Below are 18,544 nucleotides of genomic sequence, written 5' to 3' on the forward strand. Positions count from 1 at the left end.
ACGTCACTATTGGCGTCATGATCTCGAAAGCCGCATCCAATGCCGTCGTACTCGTCTCGAGGGCGACTCTGGCGGTATTGATCTTCGACGGCTTTCTGTGCGGCGTCCTCTCGGTGCTGTTCCTGCCGACCTACCTGGGGTCGATCCCGTTTCCGGTCAGTGCGCTGCTGGCCGGTGTCGCGAACGTCGCGTTGCTGTTCGCCGCGCGCAAGGTGGCCGAGCGGCCGGCGGCTATCGCGTCGCCGCTGATCGGGTGGGGCGTCGGCGTGCTGCTGTGCATGTTCGGCGGACCGGGAGGCGACGTCCTTCTCCTCGCCGACTGGCGGACAGCGCTTCTGTTGGTCGGTGGCGCGGTGCCGCCCGGCATTCTGTTGTTCTCGTGGCGGCTGAAGGCGCTCACGACAGCCCCGCATGGGTCGCCGCAGCCCGCAGCACGTCCTGGGTCATCTCCTGGGTCAAGAGCCCGGTGAACGTGTTGCGTTGACTGACGTGGAAGCACCCGAACAGCCGGATGCTTCCAGGAGTGGAGCCTGCGGAACGACCCGACGGTGCCGCCAGACTGACCTCTGCCCCGTGACCGAATTTCGGCCTCGGACGCGGGATGTCCCAGCCGTTGCGCTGTAGAACGGGCAGCAGCGACTGCCATCCGAATCCGCCGAGGACGACGATGGAGCGCAGGTTCGGGCGCAGCAGTCCGAGTTCGAAGTCGAGCCATGTCCGGCATCGGTCGCGTTCGTCGATCGTCGGCTTGTTCGCCGGGGGAGCGCAATGGACCGGTGACGTGATGCGCACCCCGTGCAGTTCCAGGCCGTCGCCGATGTGCGTCGCGGTGGGTTGGCTCGCGAGTCCCACCTCGTACATCGCGGCGTATAGAAAGTCGCCCGCACGGTCGCCGGTGAACATCCGGCCGGTGCGGTTGGCGCCGTGCGCGGCAGGGGCGAGGCCCACGATCAACATCGACGCATCTGCCGGGCCGAAGCCGGGAACCGGCCTGCCCCAATAGGTTTGGTCCCTGAATTCCGCCTTCTTCTCGGCGGCCACCTTCTCGCGCCAGCGCACCAGCCGTGGGCACGCACGGCACGACGAGACGGCGAGGTCGAGTTCGTCGATGCTGCGGGGAGTCAGCGCGCCCATATGTCCCCGGCTCCCGGTGTCACGGACTCGACGATCGACCACGCCTGGTCCGCAGGGACGTCGAGAACCTCGTAACGGCCGACGCCCGCAGGCGTCGCGGCCACGATGGTGGCGACGCCTGCTCGCCGCTGGAAGAACGTCTGTCGGACGGTCCAGCCGATGATGCCGGCCGCTTCGAGGCTGTGACGCCGTCGGTCGAGCGAGCCGTGCCGAGTGACCAGCCAGCCGGGGAGAAGTGCGTGTCCGAGGCCTCGGTATCGGTCCCACGCCACGAACACGGCACCGACCAGCAGGACTACGGCGGCAACCCATGCGAGCGGCGGAATCGGCGCACCCAGTGCCTCGGCGACGCCGAGTGCGGCTGCCGCGACGACGACGGGTCCGACCGCGCGGGTGTAGCGCCGACGCCGCGCGACCGGTCCGTGCGGGGTCAGCGGCTTCTGTGCGTCGGACGTCAATCCCGCCTCGCCGAGAACGACGGTCATCATCCGCAGCGCTTCGTCGACCGGCGCCTGGGGCAGCAGCAGCGACGACTCCTTCTTCTCCGCGCTGACGCCCGTCATGATCGCGTCGAGCCGGGCGCCGTTCACGGACCGCAGAAGCAACGGTTCCGACAGTGACGTCCCGCGGAGCCGTTTGCGGTCGAGTGTCGTCGAACGGGTCTTCAGCAGACCGTGATTCACGTGCATCCGTGTTCCGTCGTCGGTGACGGTCAGGTTGCCGTACGTGATCAGGTAGCGGACGCAGGCGAACACGCTCGCGACGACCAACAGGAGCGCCAGTCCGACGAGTACCACGACGACGATTCCCAGTCGTTCGGCGGAATCGATGCTGTCGCTGATCACCGACGATTCGGCGAGCCGTTGACCGAGGCCGTACTGGAACAGCACGCCGATGGCGGCCGCGATCGTCACGACACCCGTGAACGAGAACGGTGCGAACCGCACCCACGACGTCTGCCAGTGCGCGATCTCGGTTTCGACTACCGGCGGTCCACCCGGGCCGATGCCGGCGCGGGTGACACGGTGCAGCAGCTCTTCCCTCAGCGCGGGAACGACATTCGCGTCGAGGGCGTCGAGTTCGAACTTCTCGCCCTTGCCTGCTTGCTGTCCCGTGCCGATTCGCAGGATGGACAGCCCGAGTACGCGATGCAGCAGGTTCGCCTCGATGTCCACCGACCTGATGCGGCTGCGTGGAACCGACAGCACCTTCTTCTGGAAGACGCCCGTCCGAAGTTGTACGTGTACCGGGCCGATGCGGTAACTCGTGGTGAACCAGCGGAGGATCGCGTAGACGACCACGATCGCCAGGATGATCAGTCCCAACAGGTGATTGCCGCTCTGGCTACCGACGACGAACGACACCAGCAGGACCGGTAGAACCTTGACGCCCTCGTTCACCGGATGCACCAGCAGCATGCGCTTGTCGAGTCGAAGCCACGGCCTCTGCTCCTCCTCGACGAGAAGCTCGGTCTCGGTGGTCACGTCGCGTCACCCAGTGTGCGCCCGGCGATGTCGGTCAGCCGAGCGACGGTCTTGTCCGCGACGTCCTTGTCCAGGGCAGTGATCTTCACGGCGCCCGCCGACGACGCCGTCGTCACGGTCACGGTCGCCAGGCCGAGCATCCGGTCGATCGGGCCGCGTTCGGTGTCCACGGTCTGGACCCGTGAAATCGGTGCGATGCGTCGCTCCTGGTCGAACCATCCCGTCAGCGTGTAGACGGCGGTCTCGCTGATCTCCCACCGATGCACCCGGTAGCGCCACAGCGGCACACCCACGATGTGCGCGACGGCCACGGCGACGGTCACGGCGAGCGCCGCTACGTGTGGCCACGTCGTCCACCGACCATCGATCACGGCCCACACGATTTGTGCGACGAACACCGGAATCCACATCAGAGCTGCATTGATCGCCCACAACTGCTTCGCACGGGGACTCGGCCGCCACGCCGGGTCGGTCATCGTGATCATGGCTACGAATCTAGCTTCGGGGACCTCCCGGTGGCACACGATCGTGTCGGAGGAGCATGATCGACTGGTGACCATGCTGCCTGATCCTGCTGCACCTGTTCGACACGACGAGAAAGCCCCTGCCCCGTCCGCTATGCGTCGAGTGCTGCGTCGTGCTCGTGACGGGGTGAGTTTGAACGTCGACGAGGCCACTGTGCTGTTGCATGCGCGCGGTGAGGATCTGGTCGATCTGATGGCGTCGGCGTCGCGGGTGCGTGATGCGGGGTTGGAGTCGGCGGGGCGTGCGAGGACGGTCTCGTATTCGCGGAAGGTCTTCATCCCGATCACGCGGTTGTGCCGGGACAAGTGCCATTACTGCACGTTCGTGAGCGTCCCGGGGAAGTTGAAGGCCGAGGGGCACGGGCTGTTCATGGACCCGGACGAGATCGTCGAGGTCGCACGTAAAGGCGCCGAACTCGGGTGCAAGGAAGCACTGTTCACCCTCGGTGACCGTCCGGAGGAGCGGTGGCCGGAGGCCAAGGAATGGCTCGATTCGCGTGGCTACGACTCGACGTTGGATTACGTGCGCGCCATGGCGATTCGGGTGTTGGAGGAGACCGGTCTTCTGCCGCATCTGAATCCGGGCGTGATGTCGTGGCAGGAACTCTCGCGGCTCAAGCCCGTGGCGCCGTCGATGGGCATGATGCTCGAGACGACCTCGCGCCGGCTGTTCGAGGAGAAGGGGCAGGCGCATTACGGCAGCCCGGACAAGGATCCGGAGGTTCGGCTGCGCACGTTGACCGATGCGGGCCGACTCAACATTCCGTTCACGACGGGCATTCTCGTCGGCATCGGCGAGACCATTCGAGACCGCGCCGAGTCGATCATGGCAATCCGCAAGGTGCACAAGGCATTCGGGCACGTTCAGGAAATCATCGTGCAGAATTTCCTGGCCAAGTCCGACACGGCGATGCGGTCGGCGCCGAACGCGGGCATGGAGGAATTCCTCGCGACGATCGCGGTGACGCGGATTCTGATGGGGCCGGCCATGCGGATTCAGGCTCCGCCGAACCTCGTCGAGGCAGAGGAGACCGCGGCGTTGCTGCGGGCGGGCGTCGACGACTGGGGTGGGGTGTCGCCGCTGACGCCGGATCATGTCAATCCCGAACGGCCGTGGCCGAACCTGGACACCCTCGCCGAGCTGTCCCGGGCCGGCGGGTACACGCTGGTGGAACGGACCGCCGCGCAGCCGCAATATGTTCTCGCCGGGGCTCCGTGGATCGACCCGCGCATCTCGGCGCACGTGCATGCGTTGGCGGATCCGGAGACCGGGATGGCCCGGGCCGATGTGACGCCGTCGGGCCTGCCGTGGCAGGAACCGGACGAGCAGTGGGAGTCGTCGGGCCGGATCGATCTGAACACCGAGATCGACTCGCACGGCCGTAACACCGACACCCGTAGTGATCTGGCGAACGCGTTCGGGGATTGGGATTCCATTCGTGAGCAGGTGCGCGATCTGGCCGGGCTCGAACGCGTCGACCGGGATCTGATGGCGGCGTTGAAGGCGGCCGAAGCCGATCCGGCCGGGTGCAGTGACGAGCAGTATCTGGCGTTGGCGACGGCCGAGGGTGCCGGCATGGATGCGGTCGCGGCGCTCGCCGACGACCTGCGTAAGCAGGTGATGGGCGACGACGTCACCTACGTGGTCAACCGGAACATCAACTTCACCAACATCTGCTACACCGGCTGCCGATTCTGCGCGTTCGCGCAGCGCAAGGGTGATGCGGATGCGTTCACGCTGTCGACGTCGGAGGTGGCGGATCGGGCGTGGGAAGCGCATGTCGCCGGCGCGACCGAGGTGTGCATGCAGGGCGGTATCGACCCCGAACTTCCCGTCACCGGATATGCGGATCTGGTGCGCGCGGTGAAGGAGCGGGTGCCGAGCATGCACGTGCATGCGTTCTCCCCGATGGAGATCGTCAACGGCGCCTCGCGGGGTGGGCAGTCGGTGCGTGAGTGGCTGACGGCTCTGCGCGAGGCGGGCTTGGACACCATTCCGGGCACGGCGGCGGAGATCCTCGACGACGAGGTCCGCTGGGTGCTCACGAAAGGCAAATTGCCTGCAGCGGAGTGGATCGACGTGGTCACCACCGCGCACGAGGTGGGACTGCGATCGAGCTCGACGATGATGTACGGGCACGTGGACAACCCGTCGCACTGGGTCGGACACATGAACGTGCTGAAGAAGATTCAGGATCGGACAGGTGGGTTCACCGAGTTCGTGCCGTTGCCGTTCGTGCATCAGTCCTCGCCGCTGTATCTGGCGGGGGCCTCGCGGCCGGGTCCGACGAATCGGGACAATCGTGCGGTGCATGCGCTCGCGCGGATCATGTTGCACGGGCGGATCGACAGTATCCAGACCTCCTGGGTCAAGCTGGGTATCACCGGTACGCAGGTGATGTTGAACGGTGGCGCGAACGATCTCGGTGGCACGTTGATGGAGGAGACCATTTCCCGTATGGCAGGCAGTGAGAACGGTTCGGAGAAGACCGTCGCGGAATTGCACGAGATCGCGAACGGCATCGGCCGTCCCGCCCGCGAACGCACCACCACCTACGACCGCGTCGAGCACATGCCCGCGCTCGGACTCGTCTGATGGAAGACCGCACCGTCGCGGCCGCTCTGACACGAGCCGTCGCCATCATCGACCCTGTTCTCGACATCCTCGGAACCCGCGATCCGGTGGGTTTGAAAGCTCGTACATTCCGGACGCCCGAGGCCGATGACACCGTCGTCGACAAGGCTTTCGATGCACTGGCCTGGGCGCTGAACGCCACCGATTTCCCCGGAACTCGGGGATGGCAGGAACTCGGTGCCGACGCGCGCTCGCAGTGGTGGGTCGCGCGGATCGGCGCGTTGAACACTGTCGCCGTGGCTTTTCCCGGTGTATTCGGCGTGCTCGTCAACCGGTTGCCGCTGCAGGATCTCCTCGGGTTCGCCAATCAGGCAATGGTTCTCGTCGCCGTCGCGCGCGAGAGCGGAGTGACCGATCGGGAGACGCACGTGCGGTTGCTGGCGTCCGTGCTGTGCGAACGTGACATCGATCTCTCCGAACGCGACGCCGCCCAGGACAAGGAACGCCCTCGGGGCTCCGGACCGTTCGCGCTGCTGCGGGCCATGTGGGACGTCGCGGCGGTGCTGCGTGACGTGTCCGGCGAGCTGGCCAAACGTCCGCACAGCCGGCTGCCGTTTCGGGTCATCTCCGCGATTCCGGTGGTAGGCGGCCTGGCCAGCTTCGTCGGCGAGCGGGAGGCGTTGTCGCGAGCGGCGAAACAGGGACGTCGGTGGATCGCCGACCACGCCGCCGGGACGAAGCACGTAGGCCCCCGGACGACGTCGGATGCGGATGCGTCGTCGCGCAAGTGAGGACACCCTGCGCTGGTTGTCGGATTTTTACGACGCGATACTAGGATATTCAGGGCGTTCGAGGTGCCACCTCGGCGTCGACCTATCGGAAAGGGAGGGAGAGCAGCAGTGACCTACTCGATTGCGGAACCGTGTGTCGATGTGCTCGACAAGGCGTGCATCGAAGAATGCCCGGTGGACTGCATCTACGAGGGTAACCGAATGCTGTACATCCACCCGGACGAGTGCGTCGATTGTGGTGCGTGCGAACCGGTTTGCCCCGTCGAGGCGATCTTCTACGAGGACGACGTGCCGGAGCAGTGGAGCGGATACGTCAGCGCGAACGTCGACTTCTTCGACGACCTGGGTTCGCCCGGCGGCGCAGCCAAGCTCGGCAAGGTCGACTACGACCCGCCGTTCATCAAGGCACTTCCTCCCATGGGTGAGCACTGACCTTGGCTCGTATATCGGTCGCTTCAGGCCTGCCCGACTTTCCGTGGGACTCTCTGACCGGCGCGAAGGAGAAGGCACAGGCGCATCCCGACGGCATCGTCAACCTGTCCGTCGGCACGCCCGTCGACCCGGTCGCCCCGGTGATCCGCGACGCGTTGGCATCGGTGTCGGACGAGCCCGGATATCCGACCACCATCGGAACAGTCGAGCTACGTGAAGCGGCCGTTGCGGCGCTGCAGCGCCGGTACGGGGTAACCGGTCTGAACATCGAGGCGGTCCTGCCTGCGATCGGAACCAAGGAGATGATCGCCTGGTTGCCGTCGCTGCTCGGTCTCGGCGCCGACGATCTCGTCGTCATCCCGGAAGTCGCGTACCCGACGTACGAGGTCGGCGCCCTTCTGGCCGGCGCTCGCGTGACGCGCGCCGACGGCCTGAATCGACTCGGACCCGAGCGTGCGTCGCTCGTGTTCATCAACTCGCCGTCGAATCCGACCGGCAAGGTGCTCGGAATCGACCACCTACGCAAGGTCGTCGCATGGGCTCGTGAGCGCGACGCCGTCGTCGTGTCCGACGAGTGCTACCTCGGACTGACGTGGGAGGCCGAGGCCGTCTCGATCCTCGACCCGCGTGTGTGCGACGGCGACCACACGAATCTTCTTGCGGTGCACTCGCTTTCGAAGACCTCGAATCTGGCGAGTTACCGTGCCGGTTTCGTCGCGGGCGACCGGGTGCTCGTGAAGGACCTGCTCGAGGTCCGCAAGCACGCAGGCATGATCGTGCCCACTCCGATTCAGGCTGCGATGACTGCCGCGCTGACGGACGACGAGCACGAGAACCTGCAGCGTGAGCGCTACCGGGCACGTCGAAAGGAACTCCTCGACGCGGTCCGCGGCGCGGGCTTCACCGTCGACCATTCCGAAGCAGGCCTGTACCTGTGGGCGACGCGCGGCGAACCGTGCCGCGACACCGTCGATTGGTTCGCCGAGCGAGGCATCCTCGTCGCACCCGGCGAGTTCTACGGTCCGACCGGTGCTCGGCACGTCCGTATCGCGCTGACGGCTTCGGACGAACGCATCGGCGCCGCGGCTACGAGGCTGTCTATTTAGTTTGAACTTTGCCCTGCCTGGGTGCTTTCATTCTCCGCATGACTTTCAGCCTGTTGCTCGGCTTCGCCGGAGTGTGCTTTCTGCTGGCGATCCTGCCGGGACCGGACTCGTTCCTGGTGCTGAGGTACAGCATCGGCGGACTGAAGCCGGGAATCGCGGCTGCGATGGGCGTCTCGATCGGCGGTTTCCTGTGGGCTGCACTGGTAGCAGTGGGGCTCGCTGCGATCGTCGAGCAATCCGCGACGGTCTACCGCGTCATCAAGGTCCTCGGGGGTTTGTACCTGCTCTACCTGGGTGTTCGAGCATTCATGGCGCGTCGGAAGAACAAGGCTGCGGGAGAGCCGCTGGTTCCCGTCGCCGCGTCGATGCGGTCCGCGTTCGGGGCAGGCGTGCTGTCGTGTGCCCTGAATCCGAAGGTCGGCCTCTTCTATCTCGCCGTCGTCCCGCAGTTCCTGACGGTCGTCACGTTCGGCGGTGCGATGACGCTGGGGCTCGTCGAGGTCGTCGTCGCGGCGCTGGTGATGGGTGTGTTCTCGATCGCGGCGTCGCGCGCGGTCGCCTTGCTGCGTCGGCCCAAGGTCACCGACTGGCTCGACCGCGTCAGTGCCGGAATCCTCGCGGCACTGGGCGTCGGGACCGTGGCGTCGTCGGTCTGACGTCGACCGCGTGCGACTCTACCCTCACGTGAGGGTAGAGTGGTGCCACGTGCCCCATGACGTGTCGACCACGCTGTCTGTTCTGTCCGCGTTGCGTTCCCCGAAGAGACTGAAGACCGAGGTCCTCGCCGGCCTCGTCGTCGCACTGGCGTTGATCCCCGAAGCGATCTCGTTCTCGATCATCGCCGGCGTCGACCCGAGTGTCGGACTGTTCTCGGCCTTCACGATGGCCGTCACCATCGCGATCGTCGGCGGTCGCACCGCGATGATCTCTGCGGCAACGGGATCCGTCGCCCTCGTCATCGCGCCGATCGTTCCGCAGTACGGCCTCGACTACCTCGTCGCGACGGTTCTGCTCGGTGGGGCGATCCAGATCGCGTTGACCGCGTTCGGTGCCGTGAAGTTGATGCGGTTCATCCCGCGCAGCGTCATGGTCGGCTTCGTCAACGCACTCGCAATCCTCATCTTCATCGCCCAGATTCGCTATTTCGTGGACGTCTCGTGGCTGGTCTTCCCGATTGCTGCCGCCGCGATCGTCATCATGATCGTCCTTCCCCGGTTGACGACGGCAATTCCGGCGCCGCTCGTGGCCGTCGCCACCTTGACGCTCGTGACGATCGTCTTCGGTCTGCAGGTTCCGAACGTCGGTGACGAAGGCGAACTCCCGTCGTCGTTGCCGTCGCTGTTCATGCCCGACGTGCCGTGGAACATGGAGACACTGACGATCATCGCGCCGTTCGCGTTCGCCATGGCCCTCGTCGGACTTCTCGAATCACTGCTGACGGCCAAGCTCGTCGACGACGTCACCGACACCCCGTCGAGCAAGACACGCGAAGGCGCGGGCCTCGGCATCGCCAACATCGTCACGGGAGCGTTCGGCGGGATGGGCGGCTGTGCGCTGATCGGTCAGACGATGATCAACACGAAGATCTCCGGCGCTCGCACCCGCATCTCGACGTTCCTGGCGGGAGCGTTCCTGTTGCTTCTGGTCGTCGTGTTCGGCGACGTGGTGGCGCGCATCCCGATGTCGGTACTCGGGGCCGTCATGATCATGGTCTGCTTCGCGACGTTCGACTGGCACTCCATCGCGCCGAAGACGTTGCGTCGCATGCCTCTCAGCGAGACGGCAGTCATGGTCGCGACGGTCGCGGTGACGGTGCTGACCGACAACCTGGCGTACGGCGTCATCGTCGGTGTCGTCGTCGCGATGATCCTGTTCGCGCGACGCGTCGCGCATGTCACCGAGGTCGTCGAGCTGCCCGGACCCGACGCCGACACCCGCGTCTACGGCGTACGGGGCCAGCTCTTCTTCGCGTCGAGCAACGACTTGATCCACCAGTTCGACTACTCCGCCGACCCGTCGAACATCGTCATCGACTTGACCGAAGCGAACGTCTGGGACGCGTCGACCGTTGCTACCCTCGACGCCGTGACGACCAAGTACGCCCGAGCAGGAAAGGCCGTCTCCATCGTGGGACTGCACGGACCGAGCAAAGAACGCCACGGACGTCTGACAGGCCGACTGGGTGGGGAAGGCTGAGCGGTGCCGGATCTCATGCAGATCGGTGAAATCGCCGAGCGTACCGGGCTGTCGATCCGCACGCTGCGTCACTACGACGACGTCGGCCTCGTACCGCCGTCGGAACGCAGCGCGGGTGGATTTAGGCTGTACACCGAGGTCGACCTCACGCGGCTCATCGTCATTCGCCGAATGAAGCCTCTGGAATTCACGCTCGACGAGATGCGTCGACTGCTGGACTCGCTCGACGTCATCGCAGCAGGCGGCGACGGCGTCGCCGAGGCGGAAGCGTTCGTCGACGAATGCCACGCCAAAGCCCAGGCGGCGTGCGAGAACCTGCGCCGAAAGCTGTCGTACGCCGAGGAATTGACCGAGCTGCTCGGCGCTACCCGACGTCCCAACCCCCGCGCCTGATACGCAGGATGTAGACGAGCTCGTTACTGCCGAACGCCTCGACCGTCGTGAAACGCTTCGCTTCGACGTTCGAGTTCGGGTTACGAGCGTGCTGTTCCTCGTAGATCTGCGTCGCACGGAGATCGGCGAGTTCGACCCGAGTCCAGAAGTCGTCCGACTGGACCGAGTACACGAGACGAGGTGCACTGTCGGTGGTGCGATCGATCTCGTCGTCGTCCTCGTCGTCGTCGAGTTCTTCGTCGGTGTCCTCGTCCTCACCGACGTCCGTGCCGATCAGATACACGCCGGGCCGCAGCTCTCCAGCGGGGACCGTCAGGTATTCGGCGTAGTCGCCGGTGTCGATTCCGTCGGCATCCATGTATGTACGGTAACCATGTGCTGCTTCGTTCATTGAATCCACTCGCCGTCGCGCGCGGGGAGGACATTCCCGACGCCGTCACCATCGACGGCGTCTCGCTGTCGCGTGGTGACATCCTCGGTGCTGCGACGTCGGTTGCCGAGCGCGTCGCGCAGGCCGAACGCCTTGCCGTACTGGCGACTCCGTCCGTGAAGACCGTGCTGGCGGTCGTCGGATGTCTCATCGCGGGAGTGACCGTCGTACCGGTTCCGCCGGACGCGGGACCTGCCGAACGCGAGCACATTCTCCGTGATTCGGGCGCCCAGGCGTGGCTGGGCGAGGCGCCCGACGACACGGCCGGTCTGCAGGTTCTCCCGGTGCGACAGCATGCGCGGTCGTGGCACAGTTACCCGGATCCGCACCCGTCGTCGATCGCCTTCGTTCTCTACACCTCGGGTACGACGGGACCGCCGAAGGGCGTGTTGCTGTCGCGCGACGCCATCGCCGCAGGCCTCGATGCGCTCGCCGAGGCGTGGCAGTGGACGTGGAGAGACACACTCGTGCACGGACTTCCGTTGTTTCACGTGCACGGGCTGATCCTCGGGTTGCTCGGCCCGTTGCGGGTGGGCAGCCCGGTGATTCACACCGGCAAGCCGACGCCGTCGCTGTACGCAGCCGCGAAGGGGACTCTGTACTTCGGCGTCCCGACGGTGTGGTCGCGCGTCGCGGCGGATCCCGACTCCGCGCGGGCGCTGGCGGACGCACGACTGCTGGTGTCGGGAAGCGCCCCGCTGCCGGTGCCGGTGTTCGAGAAGATCCGCTCGTTGACCGGCCACGCGCCGGTCGAACGGTACGGGATGAGCGAAACGCTGATCACGCTGTCGACGCGGTTCGACGGCGAGCGACGCCCGGGATCGGTGGGATTGCCGGTGAACGGCGTCGAGACACGCTTGACGGCGGAGGACGGCTCTGTCGTGCCGCACGACGGAGAGTCCATCGGCGCGCTGCAGGTGCGTGGACCCATGCTGTTCGACGGCTACCTCAACAACCCGGACGCGACGGCCGAGTCCTTCACCGACGACGGCTGGTTCGACACCGGTGACGTCGCAGTGATCGAACCCGACGGCTTTCATCGCATCGTCGGACGCGCATCGACCGACCTGATCAAGTCCGGCGGATATCGCGTCGGCGCAGGCGAAATCGAGACGGTTCTTCTGGGGCACGCGTCGGTCGACGAGGTCGCAGTGGTGGGTGTGCCCGACGACGATCTCGGTCAGCGGATCGTCGCGTTCGTCGTCGGAAGTGGCGTTGACGAGCAGGAATTGATCGATCTGGTGGCGTCGGAACTGTCGATCCACAAGCGGCCCAGGGAGGTTCGGGTCGTGGATTCCCTGCCGCGAAACGCAATGGGCAAGGTGCAGAAGAAGCTGCTGGGTTAGGCCATTCGTCCGAACCCGACGATCGCGGAATCGGATCGGACGTCGACGGTGTGCACACGAATCTTGCCGAGTTCGTTGCCGCCGACCGTCGTCGCGGTGTCTCCGTCGACGGCCACGACGATGTTGGTGTGCTGCCCGACCCAGCTGCTGTTGTCGTAGAGGACGACGTCACCGACGTTGGGGGAGTAGCCCTTCGGCTCGAATGTGCCCTGCGCTTGGTAGTACTCGGTGAGCGTGTACACGCCGGGGATACGCCAGCTACCGGAGTTCGGATTGCTGAGCGGCTGTCCTGCCTCGCGCATGATCCAGCTGACGAAGTTGGCGCACCACGCTTCTTCGACGCCCTCCGAATAGAACGTGCCCGGTCGTTGCTGCTCGTGCTCGGACCGAAGAAGCTCGACGACGGTTGCCTGCTGCGGCGTCAGGGTCGACGCATCGATCTCGGGAAACGGCGTCGTGTCCCAGGGGAGGTATCGACTCGGCGCGAACCACAGGACACCTGCGGCGATCACGACCACGACAGCCACGATGCCCGCGAGCCAGCCGGCGGTGCGGCGTCGATTGCGGGGCGGTGTCATGGTGGTCATGAAACGAATGTACCGGGAGGTCTCTTGACTCTCGACCTACCCGAAGGCCCAGGATGATTCGTGTGACCGACACCGAACTGATGACCATCGGAGTATTCGCACGTACCACCGGACTGACACCGGGAGCGTTGCGCTTCTACGCGGACTCGGGAGTGTTGACCCCCGCCGAGGTCGACGAATTCTCCGGATACCGGTACTACGCCGCGGCGCAGATCGACCACGCCGTGACGATTCGACAGTTGCGCGACATCGGGATGCCACTCGACGCCGTCGCCGATGTGCTGTCCGGGAATCCTGCCGCGATCGACCGACACGTGGCTCGGCTCGGCGACGATGCGCGACGGGCCGGCCGCACCGCCGCGGCACTACACAGAACTTTCGCGATCGAGAACGAGGAGCGCTTCATGATCACTGTCAACGGACCTGTCTTCGCGAACGCCGTCGAGCAGGTGATGACCGCGACGACTCACGACCCCGAAGCCCCGGTGCTGTCGGGCGTATTCCTCGAAATCGACTCGGCAACAATGACTTTGACTGCGACGGATCGCTACCGCCTCTCGACGCGGACCATGCCCGTCCAGTCGAGCCGACAGTGGACGGGTGTCCTGGACGGGACCGATCTCCGCGCTGTCCTGCCGTTCGTGCGACGCACTCATCGGGTGCACATCGAGATGAGGTCGTCCGCGGTCGCCTTCATGGCCGACGGTGGGGACGCCCAGCCCTGCCGCGTTCTCGCCGAGCAGTTTCCCGACTACCGAGCCATGCTCGACGGCTTGCCCGACGCCACGGCACGGGTCGTCGTCTCACGGACAGCACTTCTCCGTGCGCTGGAAGAACAACCGAACGAGTACGTGAATCTCGTTGTGGCGGAGAACAGCATCGAGCTCGGAGGCCTCGAGCTGCCGGCAGCCGTCACCGGGTCGCAGTGCGTACTGGCCTTCGGGGTGACGACGCTGTATCCGGCGGCGGCGTCGGGACTCGGACCCGATGTCATGCTCGACATCATCGGCGAGGCCATGCCGGTTCTGGTGCGGTCCGCCGACGACGGGGACCTGCTGACTTCAGCCATGCCTGTCGAACCCAGCCTCGTCGGCGGCTAGCGTGGGGACGTATGGACGACATCGAGAACCTGTTCACCGAGACCAACCTCGCTGCGCTGTCGACGATCAAGCGGGACGGGCGCCCACAGATCTCGAACATCACCTACCACTACGACGCCGACGCGCGGCAGTTCGCGATCTCGATCACCGACGGGCGGGCGAAGACGAAGAACATTCGACGCGACCCTCGGGTCAGCCTGTACGTCAACGCCGAGCAGGGTGCGGCGTACGGCGTCGCCGAAGGTACCGCGCGGTTGTCGGCGGTGGCGACGGAACCGGACGACGACGCCGTCGAACAGCTCATTGCGCTGTACCGCAAGGTTCAGGGTGAGCATCCCGACTGGGACGACTACCGGGCCGCGATGGTCGCCGACAAGCGACTCGTCCTGTATGTCGACGTCGAGAAGTTCTACGGCTGGATCATGCCGGGGGAGCGGTAGACATGACCGAGTACGACTTCCAGAAGTTCGTCGACGCCCAGGACCCGGTGTGGCGTGATGTCCGCGCCGAACTGAAAGCGGGTCGCAAGGTGTCGCATTGGATGTGGTTCGTGTTCCCGCAGTTGGCGGGGCTGGGGTCGAGTCCGACGGCACAGCACTTCGCCATCGCGGACATGACCGAGGCCCAGTTGTATCTGGAGCACGACGTCCTCGGTTCGCGACTGTTGGAGGCGTCGAATCTGGTCCGGAAGGTCCAAGGCAAGACCGTCGACGAAATCTTCGGTTACCCCGACAACCTGAAGCTGCACTCGTCGATCACGTTGTTCGCTGCCGCGGGACCGGACGTCGAGGTGTTCGCTCATGTTCTCGAGAAGTATTTCGACGGCAGGCCGGACGAGCGAACTCTCGATCTGCTCGGCGACTAGCATCGACGTCCATGACGACCGAACAGTCTGGAACCGTTGCCTTCGTCCAAGCCACGTGGCACAAGGAGCTCGTCGATCGCGCCCGTGAGGGGTTCGTCGCCGAATTCGGATCCGACGTGGACACCTTCGAGGTGCCGGGGGCGTTCGAAATTCCGCTGCACGCGCAGCGGCTGGCGCGCACCGGACGCTACTCGGCCATCGTCGCCGCGGCGCTGGTGGTCGACGGCGGTATCTACCGTCACGAGTTCGTCGAAACAGCTGTCATCGACGGACTCATGAGAGTGCAGCTGGACACCGACGTGCCGGTGTTCTCCGTCGTTCTGACGCCGCATCACTTCCACGAGCATGCCGATCACATCGAGTTCTTCTCGAATCATCTGGAGAAGAAGGGCGCCGAAGCAGCGCGTGCCGTCGTCCGCACCCTGGATTCTCTCAAGTCGATCGGCTAGTCCAGGTACATGTCGACCACGGCGAGGTGACGACCCAGGTCTCCGGGGTACGACGAGATGCGCATGTGCGTGGGGATCCAGGGCGCGTGGCCCGGGCTGCCCTTGGTTCGCACGACGATCTGTTCGTGCCCACCGCCCTGCACCCGCTCGTGTGCCGACGCGATGATGTGCCGATCGTCGGCGTGGAACACGTCGAAGCCCGACGACACGTCACGCCACTGCACCCAGGGCGCCGGGTTCTCGCACAGCCACATCGTCAGCAGGCTTCGTTCCGGGACGAGCAACGCGGGGTAGATGCCGAGCGTTTCCATGCCGCGTTGCCGGGCGAGCACGTCGAGCAGCGGCTTGTCCGGTTCGACGGTGTCGGTGACGTCGTGCCACAGAACGCGCGCGCCGACCTCGCCCGGTTCCAGGCACGCGCGGGCATGACAGTGCCAGCGCATGATGCGGCCGTCGGCGTGCAGCACGCTGAACGAGCCTTCCCAGGTACCGCCCGCGGTCGGCGCGAGGCACAGGGTGAACAAGCCCGCGGTGTCGTCGAACCGTATCGACTTCGCGTAGTACTCGGCCGGCGTCCGCTCGGGCACGTGCGCGTCGGGTTCGACGCCCGACATCATCGACGCCTCCAGAGTCTGCGCGATGACGCCTTTCTCCAGCAGCCAGCTGACTCCCGACGTGATGCGCGGTGGGCCCGGCTCCACGTCCGACGGACCCATCCACAGTTGCAGCGCATGGACCGCGCCGGTCGGGCCGAGAACCGGGTGCGTCAGCAGGCGAAATGCCGTCGACCCGCCGCCTCGCGTGCGCACATCGACCACTTCCTCGTAGCACGAACGAGATTCGAGCGCACGCTTCAGGAACGGTTCGACGCCGATCTTCGAATCGGGAGCCAGTCGTTGCAGGGATACGGCGTCGGCGAAACGTCGCGGGCTCCCACCCTTGGCGACGACGTTCAGCTCACCGGGGACGAGCGTTTCGATCAGAATCCACTCGGGGCGTGACGTGCTCACCGCTGCCGCACCTTCATGCGCATGTTCTGCGGTTTGAGCGTCAACGATTCCTGGATGTCCAGCTCGTAGCCGTCGTCGAGTTCGAAGTCGAACGACTGCGCGAGTCGTGCGAGCGTCAGCACCGATTCGTGCAGGGCGAACTGACGTCCGATGCAGCCGCGCATTCCGGTTCCGAACGGCTTGTACGCGTGGGCCGGGCGGGATTTCGCGCGAGCCGACGAGAAGCGATCCGGGTCGAAGACGTCCGCATCCGGACCCCAGACCGGATCCCGATGCAGCCCGAGCGTCAGTACGAATGCCCACTCGCCGGCCTTCATGGGGTACTTCCCGTCCGCCAACGACGTGTCCTGACGCGCCTTGCGGAAATAACCGGGAGCCGACGGCCAGAGCCTCAGGGTCTCGTCGACGACGCTGCGGATGTAGCGCAGCTTCGAGATGTCCTCGTAGGCCACCGAGTCCGCTGCGTTGTCGGCCTCCTCCCGCACCCTGGCTGCGACGTCGGGGTGCGTCGCCAGAAAGTACAGCGCGAATGCCAGTGTGCCCGCGGTGGTTTCGTTCCCGGCGACGAGGAACGTCAGAACCTGGTGACGGATGTTCACACGGTCCAGCAGTTCTCCGGTCTCGGGATCGGGTGTGTGCAGCATGAGGTCGAGCAGGTCGTCGTGACGAGTGTCGTTGTCCAGCAACCGTTTCTCGATGACGTCGTCGACCACGCCGTGCACGTACTCGATGTCGCGCTCGTTCTGCAGTCGGGACTTCTTGTCGAACAGCCGAGTGAGGGGGAGGTCGTTCGACGTTCGATTCACCTGTCCGAGAATGCGAACGATGGCGGAGACGAACGCGTCGTCGTCACGCTCGAAGGAATCGAAACTGTAGCCGAATCCGGCGCGGGCCATGTTCTCGAGCGTCAGCTTGTTCAGATCCGCGGTGACGTCGACGAACCGGTCGGGACGCGCCCGCCAATGCTCGACGAGTTCACCGGCCACGTCCTGCATGATGTGGTGATATCGCCGCATCGCGTCGCGGCTGAAACCCGGCATCAGAACTCGATGTGCCGCACCCCAATTGGGCTCGGAGTTGAACGCGGTGAACAAGCCGTCGCCGCCCAGCGCGCGTAGCTTCCGATGCGGGAGTGCGAGGAACTTCGTGAACCGTGACTCGTCGTTGAGCTCGGCGACCAGGTCGGCGCCACTGACCACGACGAGCCGGTGCGAGAGGATCTTACGTTCGAATATCGGACCCAGCTCCGACGCCATCTTCAGTTCGCGCTGGGTCGGTTTCGCCGCGTCGATGCTGAGAATGTCACCGAGCACCGGTAGTCGGAAGCGGGGCTTGGGTATATTCACGCCGACATTGTGCCCCAAGCAGACCGAATGTTCGACGCGAGAATCCGCTCGTAGGCACGCGCTGTCGCCGGTGACAGATCGGCTGCGGTGACGGTCGACCCGGACGCGAGATGTGGGTCGAACGGGACTTCGTGGACGTCGAACACGCTGTCCAGGCCGCGCCGCATGTCGTCGATTCCGACCACGCTCGGACCCGGGTCGCACTGCGACACCACGACGGTGGTGCGGCGCAGCGCTTTCGCTCCTGCCGCCAGTCGAATCGTGTGCAGGGCCGTTCTGGACCGTCGAACGGCATCGGGACGAGCAGGGACGACGAGCACCAACGCCGCCCACGGCTGGCTGCGGAGAGGGCTTGCGCTGTCGCGTTCGAAACCGCGGTGCCCGAAGTCGTAGACCGCCGCATCGGCCGTGCAGCTCAGATACCAGTCGAGCCGGCCGAAGTCGGGGTCGTCGGCGTCCGGCCATGCCCGTCCCAGCACCTGAGCCCCGGTGCTGGTGACGGACAGGTCCCCATCGATGTACCCCGACTCGACGGTCGCCGCCGTGACGGCGTGGTCCGCGGCGCGATCGACGAGATCGCCGCCACCGACCGTGGCGTCGACGGCCACGACCGAATTACCTTGCAGCGACAGTGCATTGGCCAGACCGACCGACGTCGTCGTGGTTCCGGCTCCGCCGCAGGACCCGAGCACCAACATCACACTCATTGCGCGCCTCTTCGACAGCTACGGTGCAACATCCGTGCCGAGCGTCAAGCCGCGGGGAGCTTCCAGGCG

At 65.6% G+C, this 18,544-nt stretch carries 21 protein-coding genes; 13 read left to right on the forward strand and 8 right to left on the reverse strand.

Annotation, left to right across the window (positions count from 1 at the left end):
* The first annotated feature begins 17 nt into the window (after positions 1-17).
* On the forward strand, positions 18-470 hold the full coding sequence (locus A3K89_RS16625; protein ID WP_068427956.1) for a hypothetical protein: 453 nt from the start codon (positions 18-20) through the stop codon (positions 468-470).
* Here the strand turns inward: A3K89_RS16625 and A3K89_RS16630 are convergent.
* The 3 genes from A3K89_RS16630 to A3K89_RS16640 all read right to left on the reverse strand — a co-directional run bounded on the left by A3K89_RS16630 (position 397) and on the right by A3K89_RS16640 (position 3,103).
* Complete coding sequence (locus A3K89_RS16630) at positions 397-1,134, reverse strand: uracil-DNA glycosylase (protein ID WP_068427959.1); 738 nt, start codon at positions 1,132-1,134, stop codon at positions 397-399. The two genes, A3K89_RS16625 and A3K89_RS16630, sit on opposite strands and share 74 nt — an antisense overlap.
* The gene (locus A3K89_RS16635; protein ID WP_084423876.1) at positions 1,122-2,552 is read right to left on the reverse strand and encodes a PH domain-containing protein; all 1,431 of its coding nucleotides are present in this window, start codon (positions 2,550-2,552) and stop codon (positions 1,122-1,124) included. The genes A3K89_RS16630 and A3K89_RS16635 overlap by 13 nt, the downstream gene beginning before the upstream one ends.
* A 62-nt stretch (positions 2,553-2,614) precedes the next feature.
* Complete coding sequence (locus tag A3K89_RS16640; protein ID WP_068427971.1) at positions 2,615-3,103, reverse strand: PH domain-containing protein; 489 nt, start codon at positions 3,101-3,103, stop codon at positions 2,615-2,617.
* A 73-nt stretch (positions 3,104-3,176) separates the two neighbouring features.
* Here A3K89_RS16640 and A3K89_RS16645 point away from each other — a divergent pair, with 73 nt between their 5' ends.
* From A3K89_RS16645 to A3K89_RS16675, 7 genes are all read left to right on the forward strand, one after another.
* The gene (locus A3K89_RS16645; RefSeq protein ID WP_068429024.1) at positions 3,177-5,738 is read left to right on the forward strand and encodes a bifunctional FO biosynthesis protein CofGH; all 2,562 of its coding nucleotides are present in this window, start codon (positions 3,177-3,179) and stop codon (positions 5,736-5,738) included.
* Positions 5,738-6,508, forward strand: a complete 771-nt coding sequence (locus A3K89_RS16650) for a hypothetical protein (RefSeq protein WP_068427974.1) — start codon at positions 5,738-5,740, stop codon at positions 6,506-6,508. Before A3K89_RS16645 ends, A3K89_RS16650 begins: the two co-directional genes overlap by 1 nt.
* Positions 6,509-6,616: 108 nt before the next feature.
* Positions 6,617-6,940 carry a ferredoxin gene (fdxA, locus tag A3K89_RS16655; protein ID WP_068427977.1) on the forward strand — a complete coding sequence of 108 codons (324 nt, stop codon included), beginning with the start codon at positions 6,617-6,619 and terminating at the stop codon, positions 6,938-6,940.
* A 2-nt stretch (positions 6,941-6,942) separates the two neighbouring features.
* The gene (gene dapC / locus A3K89_RS16660) at positions 6,943-8,046 is read left to right on the forward strand and encodes a succinyldiaminopimelate transaminase (protein WP_068427979.1); all 1,104 of its coding nucleotides are present in this window, start codon (positions 6,943-6,945) and stop codon (positions 8,044-8,046) included.
* Positions 8,047-8,084: 38 nt separating this feature from the next.
* Positions 8,085-8,702, forward strand: a complete 618-nt coding sequence (locus tag A3K89_RS16665) for a LysE family translocator (protein ID WP_068427982.1) — start codon at positions 8,085-8,087, stop codon at positions 8,700-8,702.
* 49 nt (positions 8,703-8,751) lie between these two features.
* Positions 8,752-10,242, forward strand: coding sequence for a SulP family inorganic anion transporter (locus A3K89_RS16670; protein WP_254303559.1), 1,491 nt, complete (start codon positions 8,752-8,754; stop codon positions 10,240-10,242).
* Positions 10,243-10,257: 15 nt separating this feature from the next.
* Positions 10,258-10,635, forward strand: coding sequence for a MerR family transcriptional regulator (locus A3K89_RS16675; RefSeq protein WP_068429026.1), 378 nt, complete (start codon positions 10,258-10,260; stop codon positions 10,633-10,635).
* On the opposite strand, the gene A3K89_RS16680 is transcribed toward A3K89_RS16675, so the two are convergent.
* A complete protein-coding gene (locus A3K89_RS16680) occupies positions 10,607-10,993 on the reverse strand; it encodes a hypothetical protein (RefSeq protein ID WP_068427984.1) in 387 nt (128 codons plus the stop codon). The genes A3K89_RS16675 and A3K89_RS16680 overlap by 29 nt on opposite strands.
* Before the next feature lie 2 nt (positions 10,994-10,995).
* Here A3K89_RS16680 and A3K89_RS16685 point away from each other — a divergent pair, with 2 nt between their 5' ends.
* Positions 10,996-12,411 carry an acyl-CoA synthetase gene (locus tag A3K89_RS16685; RefSeq protein ID WP_068427987.1) on the forward strand — a complete coding sequence of 472 codons (1,416 nt, stop codon included), beginning with the start codon at positions 10,996-10,998 and terminating at the stop codon, positions 12,409-12,411.
* Here the strand turns inward: A3K89_RS16685 and A3K89_RS16690 are convergent.
* On the reverse strand, positions 12,408-12,998 hold the full coding sequence (locus tag A3K89_RS16690; protein ID WP_068427988.1) for a CHAP domain-containing protein: 591 nt from the start codon (positions 12,996-12,998) through the stop codon (positions 12,408-12,410). The two genes, A3K89_RS16685 and A3K89_RS16690, sit on opposite strands and share 4 nt — an antisense overlap.
* Positions 12,999-13,060: 62 nt before the next feature.
* Between A3K89_RS16690 and A3K89_RS16695 the strand changes: the two genes are divergently transcribed.
* Genes A3K89_RS16695 through A3K89_RS16710 form a run of 4 tightly spaced genes read left to right on the forward strand, consistent with a single transcriptional unit; the run spans position 13,061 to position 15,412 of the window.
* Positions 13,061-14,098, forward strand: coding sequence for a DNA polymerase III subunit beta family protein (locus tag A3K89_RS16695; RefSeq protein WP_068429032.1), 1,038 nt, complete (start codon positions 13,061-13,063; stop codon positions 14,096-14,098).
* A gap of 11 nt (positions 14,099-14,109) precedes the next feature.
* Positions 14,110-14,538: a PPOX class F420-dependent oxidoreductase gene (locus tag A3K89_RS16700; protein ID WP_068427990.1), complete on the forward strand. Its 429-nt coding sequence runs from the start codon at positions 14,110-14,112 to the stop codon at positions 14,536-14,538.
* Between the two features lie 2 nt (positions 14,539-14,540).
* Positions 14,541-14,963 (forward strand): DUF1810 domain-containing protein, encoded by a 423-nt coding sequence (locus tag A3K89_RS16705; RefSeq protein ID WP_068427993.1) that lies wholly within the window; start codon positions 14,541-14,543, stop codon positions 14,961-14,963.
* An 11-nt stretch (positions 14,964-14,974) separates the two neighbouring features.
* Positions 14,975-15,412 carry a 6,7-dimethyl-8-ribityllumazine synthase gene (locus A3K89_RS16710; protein ID WP_068427996.1) on the forward strand — a complete coding sequence of 146 codons (438 nt, stop codon included), beginning with the start codon at positions 14,975-14,977 and terminating at the stop codon, positions 15,410-15,412.
* On the opposite strand, the gene A3K89_RS16715 is transcribed toward A3K89_RS16710, so the two are convergent.
* The 3 genes from A3K89_RS16715 to A3K89_RS16725 are packed head-to-tail and all read right to left on the reverse strand — an operon-like array spanning position 15,409 to position 18,475.
* A complete protein-coding gene (locus A3K89_RS16715) occupies positions 15,409-16,422 on the reverse strand; it encodes a GAF domain-containing protein (protein WP_068427999.1) in 1,014 nt (337 codons plus the stop codon). The two genes, A3K89_RS16710 and A3K89_RS16715, sit on opposite strands and share 4 nt — an antisense overlap.
* Positions 16,419-17,786 (reverse strand): cytochrome P450, encoded by a 1,368-nt coding sequence (locus A3K89_RS16720; RefSeq protein ID WP_068428001.1) that lies wholly within the window; start codon positions 17,784-17,786, stop codon positions 16,419-16,421. Before A3K89_RS16720 ends, A3K89_RS16715 begins: the two co-directional genes overlap by 4 nt.
* A complete protein-coding gene (locus A3K89_RS16725) occupies positions 17,765-18,475 on the reverse strand; it encodes a MinD/ParA family ATP-binding protein (RefSeq protein WP_068428004.1) in 711 nt (236 codons plus the stop codon). The genes A3K89_RS16720 and A3K89_RS16725 overlap by 22 nt, the downstream gene beginning before the upstream one ends.
* Positions 18,476-18,544: the final 69 nt, after the last annotated feature.

The sequence above is a fragment of the Rhodococcoides kyotonense genome (assembly GCF_001645385.1).
In the GTDB taxonomy this organism is placed as follows: Bacteria; Actinomycetota; Actinomycetes; order Mycobacteriales; family Mycobacteriaceae; genus Rhodococcoides; species Rhodococcoides kyotonensis_B.